The organism is Streptomyces sp. R302 (assembly GCF_012927245.1).
Classification (GTDB): Bacteria; Actinomycetota; Actinomycetes; order Streptomycetales; family Streptomycetaceae; genus Streptomyces.
The window spans coordinates 463,205-488,761 of the sequence record NZ_JABBGE010000006.1 but is presented as its reverse complement, the minus strand read 5'-3'; the positions used below and the strand labels follow the sequence as shown (position 1 = coordinate 488,761).

The 25,557-nt window shown below is 73.7% G+C and carries 17 protein-coding genes; 4 read left to right on the top strand and 13 right to left on the bottom strand.

Annotation, left to right across the window (positions count from 1 at the left end):
* Window positions 1-131 precede the first annotated feature (131 nt).
* On the top strand, window positions 132-3,608 hold the full coding sequence (locus HHL19_RS21300; protein ID WP_169091872.1) for an FG-GAP-like repeat-containing protein: 3,477 nt from the start codon (window positions 132-134) through the stop codon (window positions 3,606-3,608).
* On the opposite strand, the gene HHL19_RS21295 is transcribed toward HHL19_RS21300, so the two are convergent.
* The 8 genes from HHL19_RS21295 to HHL19_RS21260 all read right to left on the bottom strand — a co-directional run bounded on the left by HHL19_RS21295 (window position 3,527) and on the right by HHL19_RS21260 (window position 13,156).
* Window positions 3,527-4,669 (bottom strand): hypothetical protein, encoded by a 1,143-nt coding sequence (locus tag HHL19_RS21295; RefSeq protein WP_240981751.1) that lies wholly within the window; start codon window positions 4,667-4,669, stop codon window positions 3,527-3,529. The genes HHL19_RS21300 and HHL19_RS21295 overlap by 82 nt on opposite strands.
* On the bottom strand, window positions 4,666-5,955 hold the full coding sequence (locus HHL19_RS21290; protein ID WP_169091871.1) for an MFS transporter: 1,290 nt from the start codon (window positions 5,953-5,955) through the stop codon (window positions 4,666-4,668). The genes HHL19_RS21295 and HHL19_RS21290 overlap by 4 nt, the downstream gene beginning before the upstream one ends.
* Complete coding sequence (locus HHL19_RS21285) at window positions 5,955-7,295, bottom strand: discoidin domain-containing protein (protein WP_169091870.1); 1,341 nt, start codon at window positions 7,293-7,295, stop codon at window positions 5,955-5,957. Before HHL19_RS21285 ends, HHL19_RS21290 begins: the two co-directional genes overlap by 1 nt.
* Window positions 7,296-7,577: 282 nt before the next feature.
* Window positions 7,578-9,209 (bottom strand): ABC-F family ATP-binding cassette domain-containing protein, encoded by a 1,632-nt coding sequence (locus HHL19_RS21280; RefSeq protein ID WP_169091869.1) that lies wholly within the window; start codon window positions 9,207-9,209, stop codon window positions 7,578-7,580.
* 223 nt (window positions 9,210-9,432) lie between these two features.
* A complete protein-coding gene (locus tag HHL19_RS21275; protein ID WP_240981750.1) occupies window positions 9,433-9,855 on the bottom strand; it encodes a hypothetical protein in 423 nt (140 codons plus the stop codon).
* Entirely contained in the window at window positions 9,852-10,421 is a 570-nt protein-coding gene (locus HHL19_RS21270; protein WP_169091868.1) for an RNA polymerase sigma factor, read from the bottom strand. Before HHL19_RS21270 ends, HHL19_RS21275 begins: the two co-directional genes overlap by 4 nt.
* A gap of 290 nt (window positions 10,422-10,711) precedes the next feature.
* A complete protein-coding gene (locus HHL19_RS21265; protein ID WP_346768331.1) occupies window positions 10,712-12,340 on the bottom strand; it encodes an acyl-CoA dehydrogenase family protein in 1,629 nt (542 codons plus the stop codon).
* A 207-nt stretch (window positions 12,341-12,547) separates the two neighbouring features.
* Window positions 12,548-13,156: a TetR/AcrR family transcriptional regulator gene (locus HHL19_RS21260; RefSeq protein ID WP_169091866.1), complete on the bottom strand. Its 609-nt coding sequence runs from the start codon at window positions 13,154-13,156 to the stop codon at window positions 12,548-12,550.
* 88 nt (window positions 13,157-13,244) lie between these two features.
* Between HHL19_RS21260 and HHL19_RS21255 the strand changes: the two genes are divergently transcribed.
* Complete coding sequence (locus tag HHL19_RS21255; RefSeq protein WP_169091865.1) at window positions 13,245-14,318, top strand: hypothetical protein; 1,074 nt, start codon at window positions 13,245-13,247, stop codon at window positions 14,316-14,318.
* On the opposite strand, the gene HHL19_RS21250 is transcribed toward HHL19_RS21255, so the two are convergent.
* Window positions 14,308-15,777 (bottom strand): cellulose-binding domain-containing protein, encoded by a 1,470-nt coding sequence (locus HHL19_RS21250; protein ID WP_169091864.1) that lies wholly within the window; start codon window positions 15,775-15,777, stop codon window positions 14,308-14,310. The genes HHL19_RS21255 and HHL19_RS21250 overlap by 11 nt on opposite strands.
* Window positions 15,778-16,054: 277 nt before the next feature.
* On the opposite strand from HHL19_RS21250, the gene HHL19_RS21245 reads away from it, so the two are divergent.
* On the top strand, window positions 16,055-17,371 hold the full coding sequence (locus tag HHL19_RS21245; RefSeq protein WP_346768326.1) for a cytochrome P450: 1,317 nt from the start codon (window positions 16,055-16,057) through the stop codon (window positions 17,369-17,371).
* Window positions 17,372-17,418: 47 nt separating this feature from the next.
* Here the strand turns inward: HHL19_RS21245 and HHL19_RS21240 are convergent, their stop codons facing one another.
* On the bottom strand, window positions 17,419-17,895 hold the full coding sequence (locus HHL19_RS21240) for a hypothetical protein (protein WP_169091862.1): 477 nt from the start codon (window positions 17,893-17,895) through the stop codon (window positions 17,419-17,421).
* Window positions 17,896-17,945: 50 nt separating this feature from the next.
* Entirely contained in the window at window positions 17,946-19,268 is a 1,323-nt protein-coding gene (locus HHL19_RS21235) for a hypothetical protein (protein WP_169091861.1), read from the bottom strand.
* Between the two features lie 162 nt (window positions 19,269-19,430).
* On the opposite strand from HHL19_RS21235, the gene HHL19_RS21230 reads away from it, so the two are divergent.
* Window positions 19,431-20,114: a 1,4-alpha-glucan branching protein gene (locus HHL19_RS21230; RefSeq protein ID WP_169091860.1), complete on the top strand. Its 684-nt coding sequence runs from the start codon at window positions 19,431-19,433 to the stop codon at window positions 20,112-20,114.
* An 18-nt stretch (window positions 20,115-20,132) separates the two neighbouring features.
* Here HHL19_RS21230 and HHL19_RS21225 read toward each other — a convergent pair whose 3' ends face one another.
* Both HHL19_RS21225 and HHL19_RS21220 read right to left on the bottom strand, forming a co-directional pair.
* The gene (locus HHL19_RS21225) at window positions 20,133-23,159 is read right to left on the bottom strand and encodes a helix-turn-helix transcriptional regulator (RefSeq protein WP_346768325.1); all 3,027 of its coding nucleotides are present in this window, start codon (window positions 23,157-23,159) and stop codon (window positions 20,133-20,135) included.
* A 222-nt stretch (window positions 23,160-23,381) separates the two neighbouring features.
* Window positions 23,382-25,079: a S8 family serine peptidase gene (locus HHL19_RS21220; RefSeq protein ID WP_169091859.1), complete on the bottom strand. Its 1,698-nt coding sequence runs from the start codon at window positions 25,077-25,079 to the stop codon at window positions 23,382-23,384.
* Window positions 25,080-25,557 lie beyond the last annotated feature (478 nt).

Here is a 25,557-nt window from a genome sequence, read left to right as displayed (position 1 = left end):
TCGGCTCGCCCAGCCATGCCCTTGCCGAGATGATCCGACCTCACTCGCCCACCCAAGACGTCATGGCCGGCTCGTCGGTTCCAGCCGGTGCTGTGAGAGCCCGGATGTTGGGGGAAGGGGTCCTCACACTCATGACAGTCAGACAGCGCCGGCTGCCCGGACGTCGAGCGAGCGCGTTGGTGCTCACCGCCGCGCTCGCCGCCGGAGGCATCACCTACGCCGGCTTCCACACCGGTTCCGAGAACGCTCCCGCATCCGCTCCTTCCGCAGGCAAGGCGCCCGCACGGAAGCAGCCGGCCGCGGTGGACGGGCGCACCGCGCTCGCCCGGGCGAAGAAGTCGGGCAAGCAGGTCGAGGTGACCGCGGAGCGGACCGCCCGGTCCAGCACCTGGGCGCGGCCGGACGGGCTGATGATGCTGCGGTCGTACGCCGCTCCGGTGTGGGCGAAGGTCGGCGAGGAATGGAAGCCGATCGATACGACGCTGCGGCGTACTGGTGACGGCTGGCAGCCCAGGGCGACGAACACGCGGGTGGTGTTCTCGGCCGGCGGGCCTGATGGGGAGCGCGCCTCGCGTGGTGGCGTCCGCCGGGTGCTGCTGCTGCCGGCGCTGCCCGCGGAGGCGGGGACGGCGTCGCCGCTGGTGGCCTTGACGGTCACGGATGCCGACGGGGCAGCGCACACGATCCAGCTGACCTGGCCCGGTACGGTTCCGGCGCCGATCATCGACGGGTCGAGGGCGTTGTATCCGGAGATCCTGCCCGGCGCAGACCTGGTGCTGACCGCGGAGGACGACGGGTTCGCCCAGATGCTGGTGGTCAAGAACCGGCAGGCGGCGGCCGATCCACGCGTCGCGCAGCTGTCCTACGGCCTCACCTCGCCGACGCTCGACTTCCGTCTCGACACGCTGTCCGGGATCGTCGCGGCGGAGACGCCGCGGGGCGAAGAGGTCGCGCTGTCGCCGACGCCTCTGATGTGGGACAGCAGCGGCGCTCCGGCCGTCACCGACGGCGAGGCCGGCGCGTCAGCCCAGCCGACCGCCTCGGAATCGCCCGAGGCGACACTGCCCACGCCGCCCACCGCCGCCCCGGTCGCCACGGCCACCGAAGAGCTTGCCGACGACGTGGTGGACCCCGAGAACGAGGTGCTGCCCACGGCGACCGACGGCGCCGCGCCGACGATCAGTGACCCGCCGCTGCCCACGGTTCCGGGTGAGCCGACCCCCACGCCGTCACAGCCGGATACGGGGGCCACATTGAACCTGCCTCTGCTCAACGGCCCCTCGCCTGAATCCCGCGGCGACGTCGTCGAGGCGGACCTGTCCCAGGGCAACTGGACGCTCGCCCCGAGCACCGACTTCCTCAACGACCCGGCCACCGTCTACCCGGTCTTCATCGACCCCACGGTCAAGAAGCACACCCAGGACTGGACCACGGCCTACAGCCGTCACCCCAAGGCCACCTTCTTCAACGGCAAGGACTTCAACAAGGGCGGCACCCACGAGGCTCGTGTCGGGTTCGAATCCGACACCTGGGGAACGTCCCGCTCGTACTTCAACATCGCCTTCGACAAGAAGATCAAGGGCGCGAAGATCCAGAAGGCCACGCTGCGCGTCCTGGAGACCTACTCCTGGTCGTGCAGCGCACGCTCCATGAGCGTGCATCTGACCAGCCCGGTCAACAGCCGTACGAACTGGAGCAACGCGCCCAAGCTCCACGACGGCAACCTCGCCGCCCGCATCCGCAGCTTCGCCCACGGCTACAAGACCGGCTGCCGTGACGCGTACGAGACCTTCGACGTCACCGCCGCCGCGCAGACCACCTCCAACAAGGGCAAGGATCTCATCACCTTCGGTCTGCGCGCCCGCAACGAGAACTCTCAGTACGCCTGGAAGAAGTTCCGGGCAGACGGCGACAACGCCCCCGTCCTGGAAGTCACCTACAACCGGGCCCCGCGCACTCCCTACGAGCTCGACCTCGGCCCCGACTTCAAGTGCAGCACCGGCGCGCCCTACCCCCGCGTCGGCTCCACGGACATCAACTTCACCGCCCGGTCCGGCGACTGGGACGACAACCTCGCCCACCTCGACTTCAACCTGTGGCCCTCCGGCAAGTGGGGCATCACGGGCGACATGCTCGGCTCGACCGGAACCGTGTCCGTCGGCGCCGACACCACCGACGCCAAGCGCACCACGAGCGCCTTTCCCACCTCCCGGCTCGTGAACAACACCCTGTACTCGTGGCAGGTCCGGGCCGTCGATAAGGCCGGAGCGACCTCCGTCTTCGCCCCTTACAAATCTCCCTGCCGCTTCATCTTCGACAGCGCCGCCCCCCGCGCGCCCCGGGTCACCTCGACCGACTTCCCCAATGCCGACGGCAACGAGAACGCCTTCGGCAACGAGCCCGAAGACAAGAACTGGTCGAAGAAGAAGTTCGGCTCCAGCGGGGTCGTCACCTTCCGCGCACTCGAAACCGACGTCATCCGCTACGAGTACGGCTACAACACCAACAGCTTCCCCCACACGGTGGCCCGCACCGCCGGAACCGCCACCACGGTCGCGGCGAACGTCACCGCCACACCACCGGCCGCCGGACCCAACGTGCTGTACGTGAGGACCGTCGACGGCGCCGGGCACGTGTCCGAACCGACGAAGTACTTCTTCTACGTCACCCCCAGGGACCAGGCCGACGTCGCCGGAGACTTCACCGGCGACACCCTGCCCGACTTGTTCTCCATCACCGCCGGCGGCAACCTGCGCATGTTCCCCTCGCAGACCGCGCCAGGATCCAACCCCGTCAAGGGCAACGGCGACACCGACTTCTCCATGTCCGGCGCCTACCAGGAGAACCCGGAGAGGGATCCCAACGGCGACAGCCTCGAACCCTTCATCGCCCCCGCCGCCGGACACTTCTCCAACGCCCTGATCACGCACAACGGCGACTTCTACGGTGGCGACGGCCTGCAGGACCTCATCGCCCGCGTCGAGGGCAAGCTCTGGGTCTACCCCGGCGACGGATACGGAGCGGTCAACGTCAACCGCCGCCGCGAGATCCTGCTGCCCGCCAACTCCCCGGCCCCCAGCGCCCTCTCCCAGATCGTCGCCACCGGCGACATCACCGCAGACGGCCTGCCCGACATGTTCGCCACCACCGGCAGTGAAATGTGGGCCTTCATCGGATACACCGGAGCCTCCTTCACCGAAGCCCGCATGGTGGCCAACTCCCCCTGGGCCGACCGCGACATCCTCACCGTCGCCGACATCAGCGGCGACGGCACTCCCGACCTGCTGTTCCGCGGCCCCGAGACCGAACGAGGTCTTCTCCTGCGCCACGGCAAGCCCGCAGCGGGCGGAGGCGTCGACCTCGCCTCCCTGACCACCGCGGCCGGCTCCAAGACCGGACGGGACGAGGTCTACGGAACCACCGGCTGGGGCACCGCCAACATCCCCAAGATCATCGGTACCCCCGACGTCAATAGGGACGGCATCCCCGACCTGTGGGCCTGCCTCTCCGACGGCCGCCTCTACTTCTATCCCGGCGGCCGCACCAGCCACGGAACCCGATTCCTCTCCAGCGCGAGCGGCTGGCTCAGCGCCACAGCCATCGGCTGACCCACGGCGATGCCGCCCCCGGACCGTGTGCCGAGGTCCGGGGGCGCGTCCGTTTCCGGGGATGTTGCCGTCGCGAGGCTCGGCGAGGAGGCGCGGGCGGCGAGGAGGCGGGGGGTGCCGGTGCCGTCGGCGGGGACCGACCAGACGCCTCCCGCGTGCCCGTACGCGAGGGTGCGGGGGTCCTTCCACAGGGCCTGGTCGTCGAAGGCCCGGTGCTCCGCCACCGGGTGTTCGCGGCCGGTGGCCAGGTCGAGGACGTACAGGCGCCAGGGTTCGTGCGGGCCGGGGGAGACGCGCTTCTTGAACGCGATCCGGGTGCCGTCGGGGGAGAGGGACGGGCACTCGACGTTCTCGTGGAGCGCGCGGGCGGACCAGGCCGCCAGGTCGGCCTCGACGAGGTGGGTGCGGCCGCCGGTCGAGACGGTGGCGTAGAAGCGGTTGTCGTCGGCGGCGAAGGTGACGCCCCAGTAGTTGACGTCGGGGGCGTGGTGGCGGCGGCCGTCGAGGGTCAGCGGGATCTGTTCGATGTTCTTCACCAGGTAGCCGGTGCGCAGGTCGAGGATCGAGGTGCGGGTGGAGAAGGACGAGCGGGCGTACGAGTCGCCGGTGGTGAACATCGTCCAGGCGAGCAGCGAGCCGGAGGCGGAGACCCGGGCCCGGCTGGGGACGCCGGGCAGGCCGATCCGGCGCACCTCGCGCAGCCGCCGGTCGAGCACGATCGCGTACGAGCGGGCCGGGACGCCGGGCCTGCGCTGGAGGCAGAGGGCGGTGTTCCCGGCCGCGTGGAAGCGGTCGCAGGCCGGGCCGCGCGCCGTCCGGCCGCCGGGCGCGGCCGGGTCGACGCGGGCGACCCGGCCGGTGGCCGAGTCCCGGGCGTACAGGGCGCCGGGGTGGTCGTCGAGGGTGAAGCCGGGGTCGGCGGGGAGGGCGGCGGTGGCCGTGCGGCCCGCGGCGGCCCGCAGGGTGTAGGCGGTGGCCCCGCCGCCGAGCAGGACGAGCGCCAGGACGATGATCCATATACGGGTACGAGTACGAGTACGGGTACGGCGGGTCCGGGTCATGGGGCGGACGGTCCTCTCGCGGCGGTTGCGGGGTCTCTCGGGAGGAGGCGCGCCGCGCAGCAGACCGCGGCGGCCAGCGCGACGAGGGCGCAGGTGAGCGCGGTCTCCGGACCGCTCGCGGTCCACAGGGCGCCGAAGGCGACGGCGGCGCCGACGCGGGACAGCGCCTGGGCGGTCTGGACGAGGGCCAGCCCGCTCGCCCGTCGCCCCTCGGTGAGGAAGGGGCCGGTCAGCGCCATCAGGACGCCGTCGGTCGCGGCGTAGAAGCCCCCGAGGAGGACGAGGACGCCGGGCAGGACGACCGCGTCGGGCAGCGGGGCGAGGAGGAGGCCGTACGCGAGGAACAGCGCCCCGTGCCCGTAGAGGAGGGGGCCGCGCCGGCCGAGGCGGTCGGCGAGCCGGCCGGCCGGGACGGCGAGCAGCAGGAACACGGCGGCGGCGCCGAGCGGCAGGAAGGGGAACCAGGTCGGATCGAGCTCCAGGCGGCGCTGGAGCAGGAGGTAGAGGAAGGAGTCGCCGACGGTGGCCGCCCCGAGGAGCCCGGCGCAGAGGGTGATCCGGCGGTGGCCGGGGGAGCCGAGCGCGGAGAACAGGCCCGCACGCGCGCGTGAGGCGGGTCGTGGGGTGGGGCGTGGGGTGGGCCGTGGGTCGGGAGCGGTGCGTGTGCGCCCGGGGATCAGCAGGAACCACAGCAGGACGCCGAAGGTCCCGGCGCAGAAGCTGACGGCGAAGACGGCGTCGTATGCGTCGGCCGTCGCCCACAGCAGGGCGAAGGCGGCGAGCGGGCCGAGGAGGGCGCCGGTGGTGTCCATGGCGCGGTGGACGCCGAAGGCGCGGCCGAGGTCCTCGGGCGGGCTGTGCAGGGTGATCAGGGCGTCGCGCGGGGCGGTGCGGACGCCCTTGCCGAGCCGGTCGGCGGCGAGGGCCCCGGCGATGCCGCCGGTGGCGCCGCCGGCGAGGAGCAGGCCGAGCCGGGAGAGGGCGGAGAGGGCGTAGCCGAGGCCGCCGACCGTCTTGTGCCGCCCGCCGCGGTCGGCGGTGGCGCCGCCCAGGAGCCGTACGAGGGCGGTGGCGCCGGTCGACAGGCCGTCGAGCAGGCCGAACTGGAGGGGGGAGAGGCCGAGTCCGAGGACCAGGTACAGCGGCAGGACGGCGGTCACCATCTCGGAGGAGACGTCGGTGACGAGGCTGACCGTGCCGAGGGCGAGGACGGTGCCGGGCACGCGCCGCCGGACCCCCGAGGGGGCGGGCGGCGCGTCCGGGCGACCGGTGGTCGCGAGGTACATCAGTGACAGGTGTAGGTCGGGGCGGAGTCCTTGACCTGGTTGTCGACGCCGACGTACTGCCAGGTGTAGGTGGTGTCGGTGAGGTCCAGCTTCAGCACCCCGTAGGTGCCGCTGATCCGCTTCTGGCTGTTCGGCTGGACGGTCTCGATGTCGTAGGGCTTGGCGCCGCCCATGCCGCCGACGATCTCGACGATGCCACCGGTGGTGGCCCGCCCGTCGGGGTCCTGCGGGGCGAAGCGCTCGTAGTGGTGGTCGTGGCCGTTGAGGACGAGGTCCGCCCCGGCGGCGTACAGGATCTTCCAGACGGGCCTGGAGACCGGGTCGTTGCCGTGGCCGCCGGAGGAGTACAGCGGGTGGTGGAAGTAGGCGGCGACGCAGCCCTTGGTGGTGTGGGCGAGGTCGTCCTTGAGCCACTGGATCTGCGCGGGGTCGTCGAAGGAGTTGGAGTCGAGGGCGACGAAGTGCCAGTTGCCCTGGTCGTAGCTGTAGTAGGGCTTGCCCTGCGGGTAGGCGATCGCGCCGAAGTACGCCTTGTAGCCGGCGAGCGAGCCCGCCGGATCGTACGTCTCGTGGTTGCCGGGCACGGGCCGGGTCTTCGCCTTGAACGCGCCCCAGCTCTTGTCGTAGTAGTTCCGGAAGTCCGACAACCGGGCGTCGTCGTACTGGTTGTCACCCATCGTCAGATAGAAGGCGGGGGCGAGCCGTTGGGCGAGGGCCGCCGTCTGCGGGTGGGCGCAGGAGCTGCTGGAGGCCGTGCACTGCGCGGCGATGTCACCGGCGGCGACGACGGTGAAGGAGCCGGTGGGCGGGGGCGTGGTGGAGGTGGTGCCGTAGACCTCCACCGTGTACAGCGAGTAGCCGTACGGGGTGCCGCGCGCCGTCCCGTAGACGCGCAGGTGGCGGCCCTGTCCGGTGAGTCCGGTCCAGTCGTCGGTGCCGCCGTTCCCCGCCGTCTCGGTGGCGAGGCGGGTCCAGGTGGTGCCGTCGGCGGAGATCTCCACCCGGTACGACGTGGCGTAGGCGACCTCCCAGACGAGCTTGACGCGGGACACGGTGGCGGACGGGCCGAGGTCGACGCGGAGCCACTGCGGGTCGACGCCCTCGGCGCTGGCCCAGCGGGTCGAGGAGTCGCCGTCGAAGGCCTTCTCCGGTCCGAAGGTGCCGTCCTCGACGGAGGACGAGGTGGCCGGACGGCCCTGGGAGATCAGGGTGTCGGCGGCGGCGCCGGCCCGGTCGGGGAGGGCGAGCAGGAGCCCGCCGACGAGCAGCAGCACGGCGGCGAGCACGAGGGAGAGGGGGGTCGTGGTGCGGCGAGGTGGGGCGGAGGCGAACAGGCGCATACCTGGGCTCCCTGGCCTGAGGGGGAGAGCTGGACACCGTGCCGGGGCACCACGGCGTGGGCCGTCCGCGCCCAAGGGTGAACACCCTGGGACATGGGCGCGGACGGCCGACCGCGTGGCGTTCGGGACGCCACACGACGGGGTGGTGCTCGGCGGCCGGGTCAGAGCTCTCGCTGAGCGCGTCACGCCCCTCGGAGAGGGCCGCCGCGCCGGGCCGCTGCCGGGATGTTAGCGGATAGTAAGGTTTCCTACCAGAGGTCGCGGCTCACGCGTCACGGCCGGTCACTCCGGGGTTCCCGCGGTCCGCAGCGTGCCGCCGTCGAGCCGCAGCCGGCGGTCCGCCCCGATCTCGGTGAGGAACCGCTCGTCGTGGCTGACCACGAGGAGCGCGCCCCGGTACGACTGGAGCGCCCCCTCCAGCTGGCCCACGCTGACCAGGTCGAGGTTGTTCGTCGGCTCGTCGAGCAGCAGCAGCTGCGGGGCCGGCTCGGCGTACAGCACACAGGCGAGAGTGGCCCGCAGCCGCTCGCCGCCGGAGAGGACCCGGACCGGCAGATGGGCCCCCGCGCCGCGGAAGAGGAAGCGGGCGAGCAGGTTCATCCGCTCCGCCTCGGGCCGCTCGGGCGCGAACGCGGCGAAGTTCTCCGCCACCGTCCGCTCCGGATCGAGGAGGTCGAGCCGCTGGGAGAGGACGGCGACGCGCCCGCCACTCCGCTTGATCTCCCCCGAATCCGGGGCGAGTTCACCGGAGACGATCCGCATCAGGGTGGTCTTCCCCGAGCCGTTGGGGCCGGTGAGCGCGATCCGCTCGGGACCGCGCACGGACAGGTCGACACCGCCCGCGCCGAACAGCTCCCGGCCGTCGTGCCGGACCCGCAGCCCCTCGCCGAGGAACAGGTCGCGCCCGGCGGGCACCCGGGTGTCGGGCAGGTCCAGGACCAGCCGCTGCTCGTCCCGGAGCGCCCGCCCGGCCTCGTCGAGCCGGGCCTGCGCCTCGCCGACCCGGGAGGCGTGGGTCTGCCCGGCCCGGCCGGCGGACTCCTGGGCGCCGCGCTTCATGGTGCCGGCGAAGATCTTGGGCAGGCCGGCGCTCTTGAGGTTGCGGGCGGCGTTGCTCGCCCGGCGCTCGGCCCGCTCGCGGGCCTGCTGCAACTCCCGCTTCTCGCGCTTCAGTTCCTGCTCGGCGTGGCGCACGTTCTTCTCGGCGACGTCCTGCTCGGCGCGCACGGCCTCCTCGTAGGACGTGAAGTCCCCGCCGTACAGGCGCAGTCGGGAGGAGCCGAGCTCGGCGATGGAGTCCATGCGGTCGAGCAGCGCCCGGTCGTGGGCGACGACCAGGAGGAGGCCGTCGAAGTCCGACAGCGCGTCGTACAGCTTGTGCCGGGCTTCCAGGTCGAGGTTGTTGGTCGGCTCGTCGAGCAGCAGCACGTCGGGCCGCTTCAGGAGCTGCGCGGCCAGCCCGAGGGAGACGATCTGTCCGCCGCTGAGGGTGCCGAGGGTGCGGTCGAGGGCGAGCGCGCCGAGGCCGAGCCGGTCGAGCTGGGCACGGGTGCGTTCCTCGATGTCCCAGTCGTCGCCGATGGCGGCGAAGTGCTCCTCGGCGACGTCGCCGGATTCGACGGCGTCCAGGGCGCGGATGACGTCGGCGACGCCGAGCACGTCGGCGACGGTGAGGCCGGCGGTCAGCGGGAGGCTCTGCGGCAGGTATCCGAGGGTGCCGCCGACCGCGACGGAGCCGCCGGTGGGCCGCAGCTCGCCGGCGACGAGCTTCAGGAGGGTGCTCTTCCCGGAGCCGTTGGGCGCGACCAGGCCCGTCCGGCCGGCGGCCAGGCTGAAGGACAGCTCGTCGAAGACGGGGGTGTCGTCCGGCCACGAGAAGGAGAGGCCGGAGCAGACGACGGTGGCATGGGACATGAAGGTGACCTCGCGGGGAGGGAGGGGGCGGCGGCGGGCGCGCGGACACGGCTCCGCCCCGGGCAGGCGGGGGACTGAGTGCTGGGGTACGACGAACGGGCCACCCCGGTGTGCGCTCCTCGGCGCGTCCGGTGGCCGTCAGATCCGGATCTCACCCGGAGATGTCGTCGTCACCCGCCACGTCTGCTGCTCTCCTCGATACACGATCAACGTCCTCACCAGCCTAACAGCCGGCCTCCGCGGACCGCCGGGATTTACGCCCGGGGTGCGGGTGCGGGTGCGGGTGCGGGTGGGCCTTGGCGAGGGTGCAGACGCCGTCGACGCACTGCCGCTCCAGACGGCCCCGGGAGATCGTCTGCGCCAGGCCGACCGCCCAGCAGGTGGGGCAGCCCCGGAAGGCGATCAGGGCCAGCGGGGCGGCGAGCAGGCTGACGGGCCCGGCCACCGGCACCAGCGCGACCGCGCCGACGACCAGCCCGAATCCGAGCGCGCCGCGGGCGAGGTGGCGGGGGACGGAGGTGCTGGCGAAATCGGGGGCCTGGGGGGTGGTCCGGGTCACGGTGCGGACGTCGGCGTGGGCGTCGGCGTGGGCGTGGGCGTCGGTGTGCGTGTCGAGGCCGGGCGGGGTGGCAGTGGTGGTGGTCATGGGTGCGGGTCTCCTTCGGTGGGATGGGCCGCGAGGGACTGGCGGAGGGTGGTGCGGGCGCGGTGGAGGCGGGACTTCATCGCCGCGTTGCTCAGGCCGAGGGCGTGGGCCACGGTCCTGCCGGGCAGGCCCTGCACGTCCCGCATGATCAGGACCTGCCGCTGGTCGCGGGGGAGGGCGCCGACGGCGGCGGCGATCCGCCGGGCCTCCAGGCGGTGCAGGACGGCCTCCTCGGCGGAGGGTTCCGAGGCCGCCTCGGGCCCGGCCTCCGGCTCCTCGCCGCGCCGCACCAGCTGGCGCACCTGCCGGAGGCACTCGTTGCGCACGATGCGGAACATCCACGAGGCGAGCGCCCCGGACGCCCGCAGGGTGCCGATCTTCCGGTACAGGATGATCAGCGCCTCCTGCGCCGCGTCCTCCGCGTCCTGCGGCGAGGCGCACAGGGAGAGGGCGAACTTCCGCACGTGCGGCTGGGATTCCATGACGACGGTGGTCAGCGAGGCGACGTCGCCGTCCTGCGCCGCCTTGACCAGCCGCTCGTCGGGCCAGGAGAAGGGTCGGTTCATGTGCCCATCCAAGTGGTGTTCCGCGGACTCCGGGGCCGGCTCAGGCCCGGCTCCGGTACCGCCGCAGCAGGTGCCAGCCGCACGCTCCGACGAGGACGGCTCCGACGACGACGAGGGTGGTGACCAACATGGGTGTCTCCTTCCGCTGACCGGCCCGTGCGGCCGGTACGGGGATAGGAGGCGGCGACCCCCGAAAAGGATTCACCCCCGCTGCGGAAATCTTCCGCGGCGGGGGTGAATCCTTCTCGGACGCGTCGGACGCGTCGGACGCGTCGGACGCGTCGGACGGGTCAGACAGGTCGGACAGGCAGGCGCGTCAGCAGCCCCGCGAAGTCCGTGCCCGGCGGGAGGGTGCCGAAGGCGAGGCCCTGGTCGCCGGAGAGGCGCGACGCGCAGAAGGCGTCGGCCACCGCCGCCGGGGCGTGCCGGACGAGGAGCGAGCCCTGGAGGACGAGCGCGGCCCGCTCGGCGACCCGGCGGGCGCGCAGCGGGGCGTCCTCGGTGAGGCGCAGCTCGCCCTGGAGGGCGGTCCAGGCCGCGTCGAGCCGCCGGTCCGCGCCGGACGCCGCCTCCACCTCCGTACGGAAGGCGTCCAGGGCCTCCGGTTCGCGGGCGAGGGCGCGCAGCAGGTCGAGGGCGCTGACGTTGCCGGAGCCCTCCCAGATGCTGTTGAGCGGGGCCTCGCGGTACATGCGCGGCATGCCTGACGCCTCGTCATAGCCGTTGCCGCCGAGGCATTCCAGGGCCTCGGCGACCGCGGCGGGCTGCCGCTTGCAGACCCAGTACTTGCCGACGGCGGTGGCGAGGCGGAGGAAGGCGCGCTCGCGCTCGTCGCCGAGGCGGGCGCGGTCGGCGGCGCCGGCGAGCCGCAGGCCGAGCGTGGTGGCGGCCTCCGATTCGAGGGCCAGGTCGCCGAGGACGTTACGCATCAGCGGCTGGTCGATCAGCTTCGCGCCGAACGCCGAGCGGTGGCGGGCGTGATGGGCCGCCTGCGCGAGCGCGCCGCGGATGCCGGCGGCGGAGCCGAGTACACAGTCCAGGCGGGTCATCGTCACCATGTCGATGATGGTCCGCACACCCTTGCCCTCGGTGCCGACGAGCCACGCCACCGTGTCGTCGAACTCCGGCTCGCTGGAGGCGTTGGAGCGGTTGCCGAGCTTGTCCTTGAGCCGCTGGATGCGGAAGGTGTTGCGGCTGCCGTCGGGCAGGACCCGCGGGACGAGGAAGCAGGAGAGTCCGCCGGGCGCCTGCGCGAGTACGAGGAAGAGGTCGTTCATCGGCGCGCTGGTGAACCACTTGTGGCCGCGCAACCGCCAGGTGCCGTCGGGGAGTTCGGTGGCGGTGGTGGTGTTGGCGCGGACGTCGCTGCCGCCCTGCTTCTCGGTCATGCCCATTCCGGCGAGCAGCCCGCGCTTCTCCGTCGGGGTGCGCAGGCCGGGCTCGTACGACCGGCTGGTGAGCAGCGGCACGTACGTCTTCGCGAGCTCGGGGGAGTGGCGCAGTGCGGGGACGACGGCGTACGTCATCGAGACCGGGCACAGGTGGCCCGGCTCCAGTGTGGTGGCGAGCATGAAGCCGGCGGCGCGCGCCACATGGGCGCCGGGCCGCTCGTCGGCCCAGGCGGCGCCGGCGAGGCCCTCGCCGACGGAGAGGTCCATGAGCCGGTGGTACGCCGGGTGGAACTCGACCTCGTCGACCCGGTTGCCGTACCGGTCGTGGGTGCGCAGCTCGGGCTCGTTGCGGTTGGCCTGGTCGGCCCAGTGCTGGGCCTCCTCGCCGGTGACGACCCGGCCGAAGCGGTGCAGGTCCTCCAGGTGCCAGCCGGCGCCCTCGCGGACGAGGCCTTCGAGCAGCACCGGGTCGTCGGCGGCGTCGTGGCCGGTGAGCGGCGGGGCCTGGTTGGTGACGGCGTGCGTCACGGCGGTGGGGCGGCTCTTGGGAGTGCTCGGGGCGGGGCCGGAGCCGGAGCCGGAGCCGGGAGTCGTGGTCACGGTGTGCGCTCCTCCGGGAGACGGATTCGGGCGGACGGATGAGGGCGAGAGGTGAGGGGTGAGGGTGAGGGGGGAAGGGGGGAAGAGACGAGGAATGACGCGTCAGGGGTACGGGTCCCCCGCCCGCGGAGGCGGTCAGGGCGAGGGGGCGCCCGCGCAGCGCAGCGCCATCGCGGTGAGTTCGGCGAGGAGGGCGTCGGTGGTGGTCGTGCCGGGGGTGTTGAGCGGGTCGACGAGGACCTCGCCGACCGCGCCGGTGAGCGCGGCGGCGGTGATCTCCCCGTTCTGCTCCGGCAGCACCCCCTCCGCGATCCCCTCGCGCACCACCTCGGCGAAGAGCGCGCGGTAGCGGCGCCGGAAGTCGAGCCGCTCGGCGCCGACGGCGGGTTCGGCCGGGGCGGCGAGCAGAGCGTAGGCGAGCCCGCGGTTCTCCAGGGCGCGGCGGGCGAAGACCTGGATGCCGCGGCTCAGCCGCTCGACGGGGTCGCCGGGCTCGGCCAGGACCTCGCCGAGGACCTCGACCTCGCGCCCGGCGGCCCGCCGGAAGACCTCCACGGCGAGCGCCGCCTTGGACGGGAAGTGCTGGTAGACGGAGCCGGCCGCGATGCCGGCGGCGTCGGCGACCGCCGTCACGGACGCCTGGGCCCAGCCCACCTCGGCGACGACGGAGGTGGCGCGGACGACCAGGTGCTCGCGGGCGGCTTCGAGCCGGCGGAGCTCGGCAGGGGTCTTGCGGTAGGCCATGGAAGAAGTGAACCACCATTCAGAGTTTCCCGCCATGGTCGTCACGACGACGGTGCGGCTGTCGGTGGCGTCTGGTTGCATTCCCGACGTGAACCTGCCACACGAGTACGACGCAACCCCCGCCGACGCCCTCGAAGAGCTCCTCGCCCGTCTGCAGCGCCGCGCCTGGGCCGACAGCGACGAGCTCCGCTGCGCGGAACCCGGTCACCCCGACGGGCACGTCTGCATGACGCCGCCGGAGGGCGAGGCCGCGTTCGACGCCCTGCGGCGGGCGCTCGTCGAGCGGTACGGCCGGGCGCGGAACCTCGCGCGGGACGGGGCCGTCGACCCGTACGTCACCGACCTCACCGGACGGCCGCTGCTCACCCCCTTCGGGGACCGGGTCGTCGGCATGCGGGGCTGGTCGCACGGCGGACGGTGGATCGGCCTCGGAGCCGTACGGGATCCATTCGGCGTCCGGCCCGTGCTGGTCGTCGCGGAGGGCAGGAGCGCGGCCGCCGAGCTCCCCGAGGGGGCCACCTGGCTGGGCGGGGTCCTCGCCACGACCGGCCGGGACCTCGCCGGGCCCCGCCACGCGGTCGACTGGCCGGCGGTGGAGCAACGGCTCGGCACGGCGCTCCCCGCCGACTACAAGCAGCTCGCCGAGGTCTTCGGCGAGGGCGCCTTCGACGGCTACCTCAGGTTGTACGTGCCCGACCCCGACGGGCGCGGCTCGGACGGGCGCGGGCCGGACGGGCGCGGCCCGGACGGGCGCGGGCCGGACGGGCGCGGCTCGGACCTCGCCGGGAAGGCGTTCCGGCTCGCCGAGCACGTGCGCGCGCACGGCGGCGCGCTGTGGGAGCCGTACGAGGTGTACCCCGCGCCCGGCGGCCTGCTCCAGTGGGGGGACACGGAGCAGGCCGACACGTCCTACTGGCTCACCGAGGGCCGCGATCCCGACCGCTGGCCGATCGTCGCCGTCGAGGACGACTTCGCCTCCTGGGTCAGGTTCGACGGCACGATCTCCGAGTTCCTGTACCGCCTCCTCACCGACCGGCACCACCCCTTCTCCACCGCCCGGTACTTCGACCGGCACTGGTTCGAGTCGTACGGAGAGGGGGACGGGGATCCGGGCGGGGACTCGGGCGGGGATCCGGACAGCGACCCGGAGCCTACGGGGTGACCGCGATGTTGGTCAGCCCGCTGGTGGCGCCGCGCACCGTGTTCGAGGCGTGGACGACGTTGAGCCGGCCCGGGCACTTCGACGTCGACGTGATCCTGACGGCGTACGCTCCCACCCCGCCCAGGTCCGAGTCGTTGCCGCGCCAGACGTTGCCGCAGCCGTTCGGGAAGGCGGGCGTGGTGAGCGGGTTGTGGGTCTCGTACCCGTTGGCGAAGGTGCCCGGCGCGGTGAACGTGCCGGTGTTGCCCTCGATGAGGTAGTCGACGCCCTTCACGTCGATCCACGAGTCCGCCGAGTTCTGGCCGCTGATCCCGCGCCCGTCGAAGGTGTTGCCGCGGATGACGCCGCCGAAGGTGCCCTCCTTGACGTCGATCGCCTCGGCGGCGACGCCCGGGCCGATGCGGTTGTTCTCGACCAGCACCCGGTCCGAGCGGTCGGCGCCGCCCTCGTTGCCGTGGCAGCCCCAGTTGGACCCGGCCGAACCGATGTACACGCCCTCGCCGTAACCGGGCTGGACCAGGCCCGTCTCCTCGACCGTCGAGTCGCGGAGCACGCCGTCCGCCGAGGAGCGGCGGAAGTGCACGCCCTCCTCCTCGACGCGGTGCACGTACAGCCCGTCCGCCGTCACGTGCGGGGAGGCGTCGACGACCAGGCCCTTCTTGGAGTCCCGGACGGTGAAGCCCTCCAGGTTCCAGTACGGGGCCCGGTACAGCCAGAGGCCGTAGCCCGGGTCCCAGCCGGCGGTCGGCGCGGGGCAGGAGGGGCCGCTGCCGGTGGGCCCGTCGTTGACGAGCACCGCCGTACGCGGGCCGGTGAGCGTGATCGGCCGGTCCGCCGCGCCGGGCTGTTGGGCGACGAAGGAGCCCCGGTACTCGCCGGGCGCCATCCGGATCGTCTGCCCGGGCACGGCCGAGGCGAGCGCGGCCTGAAGCTCCGCGGCGGTGGCGACGTCGACGAGGGGACCGGTGGGCGGGGCGGTGGTGGGACTGGGCGTGGGGGACGGCGTGGGAGTAGGAGCGGGTGTGGGCGTCGGCGTGGGCGTCGGCGTCGGGGTGGCGCCGCCCTCGCAAGGGGAGCCGTTGACCGTGCAGTTGAGCGGGAGGCCGAGGCCGCTCGCGTTGAATCCGAAGCCCTGCGTCCCGCCCGGTGCGACCGACCTGTTCCAGGAGACGTCGGTGAACGTGTAGTGCCGGCCGCTCTGGCTCTTCGTCGCCGACCAGTGGCTGCTGACCGAGGTGCCCTCGGGCAGGTCGAACTCGACCGTCCAGCCGACCGCCGGGGCGTCCCCGGCGTTGGCGACGGTCACGTCGGCCCCGTAGCCGCTGCTCCAGACGCTCGCCTGGGCGACGGACGCGGTGAGGGCGGGGGCGGTGTCGGCACGGGCCGACGGGGTCATCAGCCCCGCGGCGACCAGTCCGGCGAGGGCCGCCGCTGCCGCGGCCGGAATCGCTCTGCGCATGGTGGTCGTCTCCTCCTGGCCGGAAACCTGTCGTAAGTAAACCTTCCTTACTGTTGCGAGCACGTCAACAGAGCGGCCCAGACGTATCGATCCCCCACCCACCGGAACCCGAACACACCCCGAACAACCTCCACTTCACGCCACTCCGCCACACCGCCATGACACCCTGACCGGCGACGCGCTGTCGCGCCGCGCCACCGCACCCCTACAGTGCGAGATGACCGCGCGCCACCCTCCCGCACGCGAGGGCGTGCGGGCGCCGAACAGGAGCCGTTCCGTGGGCATCCCCGAAATCGACCCCGACGCCGTGGCCCGGTGGCACGCCGACGGGGGCGAGTTGGTCGACCTGCTCACCCTCGTACGCGAACGGCTCGGCGGCATCGGCGCGTTCCGCCCCGCGCCCGGGGCCGCGCCCACCGTGCTCGTCACCGACCCCGACGCCGTCCGGCACGTCCTCGCCCAGTACCCCGACCGGTACGTCAAACGCTCGCACCGCGCCCGCCTCCTCGTCGGAGACGGCGTCCTCTCCGCCACCGGCGAGGCCTGGCAGCGCCAACGCCGCCTCCTCCAGTCCCAGTTCACCGGCCCCGGCATGCGCCGCTACGAGGAGCGGATCACCGCGGCCGCCCGGACGACGGCCGCGCGCTGGAAGGCGTACGCCCGTACGGGGGAGGTCTTCGACCTCGGCGACGAGATGCGGCGCTTCGCCCTCGACACGATCTGGCGCGCCCTCACCGGCCACCCGCTCGACCCGGACACCGAGCACGAACTCGCCGCCGTGGCCCAGGTGGTGGCCGTCCTCCCGAGCCTGCCCGCCGACGCGTTCGCCGCCCAGGCGGCCGTCGCCGCCGACATCGCCCGCATCGACGCCGTCGCCGAACGGGCCGTCCACGCCGCCCGGGAGACCGCCGCGGGACCCGAAGGCCCCGGCCTGCTGCGCGTCCTCGTCGACGCCGCCGAGACCCGCCCCGAGTACACCGACCGGCTCATCCGCGACGAACTCGTCACCCTCCTCGTGGCCGGGCACGAGACCACCGCCACCACCCTGACCTGGCTGTATCTCCTCCTCGACTGCCACCCCGAGGCCCGCGAACACGCCCTCGCCGCGGGGCCCGAAGGCTCACCCGAACGGCAGCGGGCCGTCCAGGCGCTCGTCCACGAGACGCTCCGGCTCTACCCCTCCGCCTGGATCCTGCCCCGCCACGCCGCCGAGGCCGACACCCTCGCCGGCCACCCCCTGCCCGCCGGAACCGACCTCCTGGTCTGCCCCTACCTCACCCACCGCGACCCCGAACTCTGGCCGGAACCCGCGGACTTCGACCCCACCCGCTTCACCACCCCCGGCCGCCGCCCCGGACACCCCGGCGCCTACCTGCCGTTCGGCATCGGCCCCCGTGCCTGCCTGGGCCTCCAGTTCGCCCTCCGCGAGTCCGTCACCCTCCTCGAACACCTGCTCCCCGGCCCGTCCCCCCGCTTCCGCTCCCACCCCCACCGAACCGCCTACGGCCTCACCGTCCGCCCCGACGGCCCCACCCCCGCCGTCCTCTCGGACACCGTCCGCTCCGACGCCCGGGAGGCCGCTCCGGCGAGCTGACCTCCCGGTCCGCGTCAGACACGCCGAAACGGCCCCCCGCCGGCGCGTCAGCGCAGGACGGACGAGAAGGAGTCCAGCTGGATCCAGGTCACCGGGTTGGAGGTCTGGGGGCCGTACACCTTGAGGGCGCGGGCCGTGTTCGCCTCCACGCGGATCGCGTTGATGCCCTGGCTGTTGTTGCGCGGCACGACGCCCCGGGTCAGCTTGGGCGGGACGATCGTGGCCGGGAGTGTACCGAGGGTGGCGTCGGCGGTGAGGTTGCAGGTGAGGGTGCCGCGCAGCTGGAGGAACTCGGTGCCGGCGAGGCGGATGACCCGGGCCTGGAGCGGGGCGGCGGAGGCGGGGGTGATCCCGGCCGCGGGGGTGATGGCGGTCCAGTCGACGACGGTCTGGCAGCCGTCGACCACCTCGGCGGCGGCCGGCGCGGCCGTGGCGAGCGGGACGGCGACGGCCGCGACGGGCGCGGCGAGGGCGGCGGTGAGCAGGGAGCGGCGGCTGGTCGGCGCCGGGTGCGACGTGGTCATGAAGTGGTCCTCTGGAGAAGGGGAGTCGAAAAAGCGGTGAGGTCGGCGCGTCAGCGCCAGGCGACGGAGACGCCGTCCAGGTCGATCCAGGTGATCGCGTTGTCGGCGTAGGCGCCGTACGCCCACAGCTCGCCCCGGATGTTCGCCTCGACGCGGCAGACGCAGCGCCCGGTTCTGTTGTTCCGCGGCACGTTCTGCCGGGTCTGCCGGGTCGGGCGGAGCCGGTGCGGGAGGGTCGCGATCCTGCTGTCCGCGGTGAGGTTGCAGGTGAGGGTGCCGCGCAGCTGGAGATAGGTGGTGCCGGCGAGGGCGACGAGCCGGCCGCGCGGTCGCTCGGCCCCGGCGGTGACACCGGAGGCGAGGGTCAGGTCCTCCCAGTCCGACAGCACCTTCACGCCGTCGACGGCGGGCTTCGTCGGGTACCAGCAGACCGTGACGTCCCGCGAACCCGTCGTGCCCGGCACGGTGTTGCTGAAGCCGAACAGCAACCGGGTCTCCTGCGTCGACGGGTCGACCTCGACCGCCACGCCCTCCGGCTCGCGCCGCTCCAGGCCGTCCGCGCCCGTGACGACCTGTCGGTCGAGGCGCTGCCCGGTCGTCCAGTCGTACGAGGTCATGAAGGCGATCCCGGGGAAGGCGCTCGGCACCGTGTCCGGGTACGTCTTCGCGTCGTACGGCGCCCAGTGGTACGCGTACAGCACGTCGCCCAGCGTCTGGTAGCCCTGCGAGGTGAGCGTCTTCACCAGCGGGTACGGGGACGGCACGGACGGGGTGACGCCCTCGCCGGCCGGCATGACGAACGTCGTGCCGACGGGCGTCCAGTCACCGGCGGCGGCGAGATTCGCGTCGTACCGGGTGAAGTGCCGCTTTCCGTCCTTGTGGTACATGACGGTCAGCAGGCCCGTGGTCGGGTCGAACGAGGGGCCCGTGCCCGCCGTCGAGCCCGCCGGCGTGAACTTCTGCGCCTGCGGGATCGCCGCCGCGTCGAGCACCCCGTCCTTGACGAACTTGAAGCGCGTCACGCTCTTCCCGAACGCGACGCCGCTGCTGGTGACGTGCACCGGACCGCACTCGGTCCACAGGTAGCTGTCGGCGCCCACCGGCTGGCAGCCCATCGAGAGCCCGTGACCGAAGCCCTTCAGCCGCATGGAGCCGGTGACCGCGCCCGTCGCGCGGCTGATCCGGTTCAGGTACATGTTGCCCGAATCGCCCGGCGCGGTGGCCGACGACTCCAGCTGAAGGACGAACACGTGTCCGTTGACCGTGTCGGTGGCTATCGCCTGCGGGGCCGGGTTCTGCACCAGGTCCACCGTCTGGATGAGCCTGCCGGTGACACCCGACAGGTCGACGCCGTTGGCGTCCGTGAATCCCATGTTCTCTCTCCCCCGCGGGTCCCCTCCGGACCCGCGTCCCGCAGATCATCACACGGGGGGTCCGGTGCCGGGCGGGGAGGGCCGAGGGACCCGGCCCGACCCCCGCGGCCCTCTGTTACGTTGACGGGCGCCCCGGCCCCGACGAGAGGAAGCGACCCCATCATGGCCCTCATCCACCGCACCACGATGCGGCCGACCAAGCTGGAGCTCCTCGCCGACTGGCTGCCGACCCGCGCCTGGTACGCCGCCGGGCCGGGCGCCCCGCGGCCGGTGAAGGCCGGCGGGTTCCGCCTCGACGACCCCGAGGGCGAGGTCGGCGTCGAGTTCATGGTCGTCACCGACGGCGAGGGCCCGGACGCGGGCGCGTACCTGGTGCCGATGACGTACCGGGGCAAGCCCCTCGACGGCGCCGGGCACGCCCTCATCGGCACCTCCGAGCACGGCGTCCTCGGCACCCGCTGGATCTACGACGGCGCCCACGACCCGGTCCTCGTCCGCGAGTTGTACGCCCTCCTCGTCGGCCGGGCCGTGCCCCAGCAGCAGTCCGTCAGCGACGCCGCCGACCCGACCGTCGCCGCCTTCCTCGACACCGCGGCCGCCGCCACCGGGAACGCCGAGCCGGTGGAAGCCGTCGACGGCGCCGCCCACACCGACATCCGCGTCCGCGTGGGCGACGAGGCCGAGCCCCTCACCCTGCGCCTCCGGCGCGTCCTGCGGCCGGCCGCCGAGGACGGGGCGGACGCCGCCCTCGGCGGCGTCACCGCCGAGTGGACCCCCGCCGGCCCGGACGCCGGCCCCGCGAGCGCTCCCGTACGAGGCGCATACGTGACCGTCCACCGCCCCTGAGGCGGCGCGGGTACGGGCTCAGGGGCGCAGCGCCGTCGCCAGCTGGGCGCGGGAGCGGACGTCCAGCTTCTGGTAGATGCGGGTCAGGCGGGCCTCCACCGTCTTCACGCTCAGGAAGAGCTTGGCCGCCGCCTCCTGGTTCGAGGCACCCTGGCCCACGAGCCGGGCGAGCCGCAGCTCCGCCTCGGTCAGCGAGGCCAGCGCCGTGGCGGTCTCGTCGCTGCCCGGCGCCGCCCCGGGCAGCTCGCCGGCCGGCGCCTCCGTGGCCAGTGCCAGCCAGGGCGCCGCGCCCGCCCGCTCGAAGATCGTGGCGGCCGCGTGCAGCGCGGTCTGCGCCGCCGAGCGCCGCCGCCGCTTCCGCTCCACCCGGGCCAGCGCCATCAGCGCCCGCCCCTGCTCCAGCGGCAGACCCGCCTCCGCGAACCGGCCCGCCGTACCGGTCAGCAGCTCCGCCGCCTCGTCCGTCCGGCCCTCCGCCGCCTGGCACAGCGCCTGCGCCCGGTCGCAGCCCAGCAACACCGTGGACCGTCCCAGGCGTTGGGCGACCGGACGCACCTCGGCCAGCACCGCGAGCGCCTCCTCCACGGCGTCGTGCGCCAGCAGGGCCTCGGCCAGTTCCTCGTGCCAGCGCAGCATCGACGGGTCGACCGTCGACTGCGCCCGCTCGTCGGTCTGCACCCGGCGCAGCGTCTCCAGGGCCGCCGCGACGTCGCCGTTGATCAGCTGGACCCGCCCGAGGGCGTACCGGCTGCGCGAGAGGAAGACCCGGTCGCCCTCCTCCTCCGAGGCCTGCACGCTCCGGCGCGCGTAGCTGGCCGCCCGGGCCAGGCTGCCGCCAGCGGTCTCGGCGAGCGCCAGCGCGTACCAGGCGGGGCCGGGGGAGAGACCGGCCTCCAGAGTGAGCGCGAGGGACTGGCCCGCGTGCGCGAGCGCCGCCCCGCAGGCGCCGATCCGCGACTCGATCTCCGCGAGCGTGCGGAAGAGTTCGATGGCGTCCTCCACCGAACCGCGCCGCTGCACCAGCGGCAGCAGCGCGTTCAGCTCGTCGCGGGCGTCGCCGAGACGGTCGTCGAAGAGCGCATGGCGGATGGTCAGGATCTGGGCGGCGTTGCGGATGCCCAACGGCCGCTCGGTGAGCTCCAGTTCGCGGGCCCGGGCCAGGACCGGCTCGGCGTCGGCGGAGCCGAGCGCCCGCTCCATGCGGGCCTGGACGGTCAGCGCCTGCGCGGCCGTACGCGGGTCGCCGACCGAGGCGGCGAGCGCAGCGGACTCCATCGCCGCCGTCCGGGAGCGCTCCGGATCGCCGTCCGCGAGCACGTACTTGACGGCGAGACGCAGCTGTACGGCGGCCCGCAGCGCGGTCTCGCCCTCCGAGTCCTCCATGGCGTGCACGTACATGTCGTCGAGGTCGGTGAGGCCCTGCCCCGCGGTGTCCAGGACGGCGAGGCGGGCCCGCACCCGGTCGGTGGGGGAGGCGTCCCGGGCGAGCAGATCCGTGGTGGCCCGCATGGCGAGGTCGGCGCGGGCGGCCCTGGCCGCCTCCTCGGCCGCGTCCACGAGGCGGGCGATCCGCCGCGCCCCGTCCCGCCCGGGCGTCGACTCGGCGGCCAGCAGGGCCAGTTCGGCGGCGAGCGCGTTGTTGCCGCGCCGCCGGGCGGCCTCCGCCGCGGCGGCCACCTCGGCGGCCAGCTCCTCGTCGGGCCGGTCGGAGGCGAGCGCCCGGTGCCGTACCGCCTCCACCGGGTCGTCCACGACCTCGGCGAGCGCCGCGTGGCCCGCGCTGCGCTCCGCCCAGCAGGCGTCGTGCACCAGCGTGGAGGGCAGCAGCCCGGCGGTGAAGACGAGGGAGCCGTCCTCGGCGAGCGACACGAGGCCGGCCCGCTCGGCCGCCGCGAGGTCCGCCTCCGCGTTCGGCCGACCGGCGCGCCGCACCAGCGTCGCCGAGGGACGCAGGGCGAGGGCCGCGAGCAGCAGGGTGGCCCGGACGGGCGGGGGAGCGGCGCCCAGCAGCTGGCGGGCGAGGTCGCGGGCGCGGCCGGAGAGGGTCAGCGCCTCCGCGTGGTGGACGGGCGTGCGGGCGTCGGCGAGGGAGCGGCCGACGGCGAGCGCGAGCCGCGGGTTGCCGCCGCTGGCGCGGTGGATGCGGCCGGCCATCCGGGACGGCAGCCGGTGGTGGATGAGGAGTTCGGCGATCTCGTCGGCCTGGAGCGGCGGCACGAGCAGCAGGTCGGCCTCGGACGGCACCCACAGGTGCGCCGAGTGCCCCGCGCCCGACCGGCCCGGGTGCCCGGCGGCGCCGGTGCCGGGCTCCGGAGCGTCGGCGCGGTGGGTGTCCCCGTACGGCTCCGGGGTCTCGACCGCGATCACCCGCAGCGACGGCGGCGCGAGGTGCAGGGCGAAGCGGAGCAGGTCGGTGCTGTCGGGGTCGAGGAACTCGGCGCCGTCGACGACGAGCAGCACCGGACCCCGCGAGGTCAGCGCGCGCAGGATGCGGGCGATGCCCAGGCGCAGCGCGATCGGGTCCCAGCCGCCCTGCTGGATGGGTGCCTCGCGGCAGAGCATCGCGACGGCGGTGCGCTGAGGGCCCGGCAGGTCGTCGAAGACGCCGGAGGCGAAGACCCCGGAGGGAAGCGCCCCGGCGAGGGGCACCGTGCCGCCGGGGGCGGCGCCACCGGGGCCCGGGCCGTCCTCACCCGCGAGCCGGTCACCGGCGGGCGGGATCGTTTCGCCGGCGCGCGGGCCCGGCCAGGCGACGGTGCTGGCGACGGAGGCGACCAGGGCGGCCGCGGCGGCGCCGGGTATCGCGCGGTCGGCGGGGAGCGCGGCGAGCCACAGAACGGTTTCGCCGCGGGCCTCGGCCCGGGCGGCGGCGGCCAGCGCGACCTCGGTCTTGCCGACGCCGGCGGGGCCGGTGAGCAGGGCGCGACCGCGCGCGTGGAGGACGGATTCGAGGCGGGCGAGCAGCTCCGCGCGGCCCACCGGGGCCGGCGGTCCGGCCGTGCCGGGGGTGCGTGCGGGCAGGGGGCCGTTCGGAACCGTCGTCACCTGGTCGCCACCTCCGCCCGTGGGCCCCGCCCATGAGCCCTGCGCAGAGAATACGGAGCCCACCGCTGCCGTCCAGGGTCCGTGTCCGGCATACGGACACCCGGCACCGGGCGGATACCTTTCCGGAACCCGGCGACGCCCCCGTGGTGTAGACCACGAGGGCGTCGCTGACCAGCGATGATGCTGGTGTGGGGGGTGGTGTCAGAACGATGGAGCGGAGGCTCAGAAGGTGAGACTCCAGGAGTCGATGTAGCCGGTGTCACCCGAGGCCACATCGCGGACCCGCAGCTGCCAGGTGCCGTTGGCGACCTCGCTGGAGGCGTCGACCGTGTACGTCGCGAGGACGTTGTCGGCGCTGTCCGAGCCGGAGGAGCCCTTCAGGTTGCGCACGGTGCCGTCGGGGGCGATCAGGTCGATGACCAGGTCCCCGCGCCAGGTGTGCTTGATGTCCACGCCGACCTTGAGGGCGGCGGGGGCGTTGCCGGTGCGGCCGGTGACGGCGATCGACGACGACACGGTGGTGTGGTCCGAGATCGTCACGTTGTTCGTGTTGGTGAAGACGGTGCCCGGCTGGGTGGTGGTGCCGGTGACCGCGTCCACGGTCTTGGCCGTGTCGGCGATGCCGGCGCCGCAGCCGCCGGAGCAGGTGCCGGGCAGCGGGCGGGCGTTGCTCTTGATCGCCGACTCGATTTCGGCCGGGGTGAGCGTGCTCTTGGCCGACTTCAGGAGGGCGGCGAGGCCGGCGATGTGCGGCGCGGCCATGGAGGTGCCCTGGTAGGGCTTGTAGTTCTCCAGCGACTGGGTCGTCGTGCCCGAGTTCAGCGTGGAGTAGATGCCGTTCTCGGGGGTGGTGACGGTACCGGGCGTGTCGGTGGCGCGGCGGGTCTCACCGCCGGGGGCGGACACGTCCACGAGGTTGCCGTAGTTGGAGTAGTACGACCGGTTGCCCTCGCGGCTGGTCGACGCCACGGTGATGACGTTCGAGCAGTTCGCGGGCGTGAAGCCGGAGGTGTTGGCGTTGCTGTTGCCCGCGGCGACGACGACGGTGGTACCGCGCGAGACGGCGCCGTTGATGGCGGTCTGGTAGACGCTCGGGCAGGAGGAGCTGGCGCCGCCGAGGCTCAGGTTGATGACCTTGGCCGGCGTCGGGTTGGCCGGGACGCCCGGCACGTTGCCGCCGGAGGCCCAGGTGATGGCGTCGGCGATGTCGGAGGACGAGCCGCCGCACTTGCCGAGGACGCGCACGGGCTGGATCTTCGCGTTGTACGCGATGCCCGCGATGCCCTTGCTGTTGTTCGTGACGGCGCCGATGGTGCCGGCCACGTGGGTGCCGTGCCAGGAGGAGTTGGACGCCCGCGAGCCGGTGCCGCACTCGCCGTCGGTGGCGTTCCAGTCGCCCTCGTCCTTGGCGTCCGCGTCACGGCCGTTGCCGTCGCGGGCGTCGGCGGAGGAGGAGATGAAGTCGTAGCCGGAGACCACGTTGGCCGCCAGGTCCGAGTGGGCCGCGTAGCCGGTGTCGATGACGGCGACGGTGACGCCGGAGCCGGTCGTCTTGTCCCAGGCCGACGGAACGTTCATGCCGCCGGTGGCCTCGAAGAGGTCCCACTGCTTGGCGTAGTCGGTGTCGTTCGGGGTCACGGCCATGGCGTAGGCGCGGATGTCCGGCTCGACGGTCGCGACGGACGGGTCGGCGCGGAAGGCGGCCATGACCTCGTTCACGTCCTGCGGGGTGGCGGTCTCGCCCAGGTCGACGAGGGCGCCGCCGCCGGCGAGGCGACGCTCGAAGGAGAGCTTCTCGCCCGTCTTCGCGGCCTTCTCGGCGGTGTCGGTCTTGGCGGCCGCGTTGGAACCGGCCTCGGCCGCCTGGGTCTTGTAGGTCACGATGACCTTCTCGACCGGAGCGGTGGGAAGCGCCCGCATGCTCTGCGACGCCGGAGCCGGAGCCGGCTTCGGAGAGGGAGCGGCCGGGGCGGCGGCGAACGCCCCGGTGGTGGTGACAGCGGCACCGATGATCGCGGCGGTGGCGACCACGGATATGACTCTCCGCCTGGAACCGTTCAAAGTGCTGGCCCTTTCGAGTACGACGTGGTTGCGGGCAGTGGCGGCGGCGCGGGAGGCACGGTGCGAAGTGGGGTCGCCGCCGTGTTCCCTGGGCTGGGGGGCCCGTGCGCCGCCACCGGCGCCGACGGCCCGGGTCAAGGCCGTCACCGGTGGGTCTCCCCGCATGCACCTGTCACATGTCAGATGCGATGCGGGGGATGGTATCCGCCGGTGCGGAGGACAGTAGGGAACGCCGAGGTGAACGCGATACGGGGAAAACCCTTGTCACCCCTCACCCTCGGGCGGGGGGTCCCCCCAAGGGGGGCCACCCGAGAACCCCGAGGCCCCGACCCTGGCC

What these genes read in the sequence shown, in the direction of transcription:
- HHL19_RS21300 (WP_169091872.1), top strand. Translation starts at nt 132, where the DNA reads ATGACAGTCAGACAGCGCCGGCTGCCCGGACGTCGAGCGAGCGCGTTG.
- HHL19_RS21295 (WP_240981751.1), bottom strand. Translation starts at nt 4,669, where the DNA reads ATGACCCGGACCCGCCGTACCCGTACTCGTACTCGTACCCGTATATGG.
- HHL19_RS21290 (WP_169091871.1), bottom strand. Translation starts at nt 5,955, where the DNA reads ATGTACCTCGCGACCACCGGTCGCCCGGACGCGCCGCCCGCCCCCTCG.
- HHL19_RS21285 (WP_169091870.1), bottom strand. Translation starts at nt 7,295, where the DNA reads ATGCGCCTGTTCGCCTCCGCCCCACCTCGCCGCACCACGACCCCCCTC.
- HHL19_RS21280 (WP_169091869.1), bottom strand. Translation starts at nt 9,209, where the DNA reads ATGTCCCATGCCACCGTCGTCTGCTCCGGCCTCTCCTTCTCGTGGCCG.
- HHL19_RS21275 (WP_240981750.1), bottom strand. Translation starts at nt 9,855, where the DNA reads ATGACCACCACCACTGCCACCCCGCCCGGCCTCGACACGCACACCGAC.
- HHL19_RS21270 (WP_169091868.1), bottom strand. Translation starts at nt 10,421, where the DNA reads ATGAACCGACCCTTCTCCTGGCCCGACGAGCGGCTGGTCAAGGCGGCG.
- HHL19_RS21260 (WP_169091866.1), bottom strand. Translation starts at nt 13,156, where the DNA reads ATGGCCTACCGCAAGACCCCTGCCGAGCTCCGCCGGCTCGAAGCCGCC.
- HHL19_RS21250 (WP_169091864.1), bottom strand. Translation starts at nt 15,777, where the DNA reads ATGCGCAGAGCGATTCCGGCCGCGGCAGCGGCGGCCCTCGCCGGACTG.
- HHL19_RS21240 (WP_169091862.1), bottom strand. Translation starts at nt 17,895, where the DNA reads ATGACCACGTCGCACCCGGCGCCGACCAGCCGCCGCTCCCTGCTCACC.
- HHL19_RS21235 (WP_169091861.1), bottom strand. Translation starts at nt 19,268, where the DNA reads ATGGGATTCACGGACGCCAACGGCGTCGACCTGTCGGGTGTCACCGGC.
- HHL19_RS21230 (WP_169091860.1), top strand. Translation starts at nt 19,431, where the DNA reads ATGGCCCTCATCCACCGCACCACGATGCGGCCGACCAAGCTGGAGCTC.
- HHL19_RS21220 (WP_169091859.1), bottom strand. Translation starts at nt 25,079, where the DNA reads ATGCGGGCGCTTCCCACCGCTCCGGTCGAGAAGGTCATCGTGACCTAC.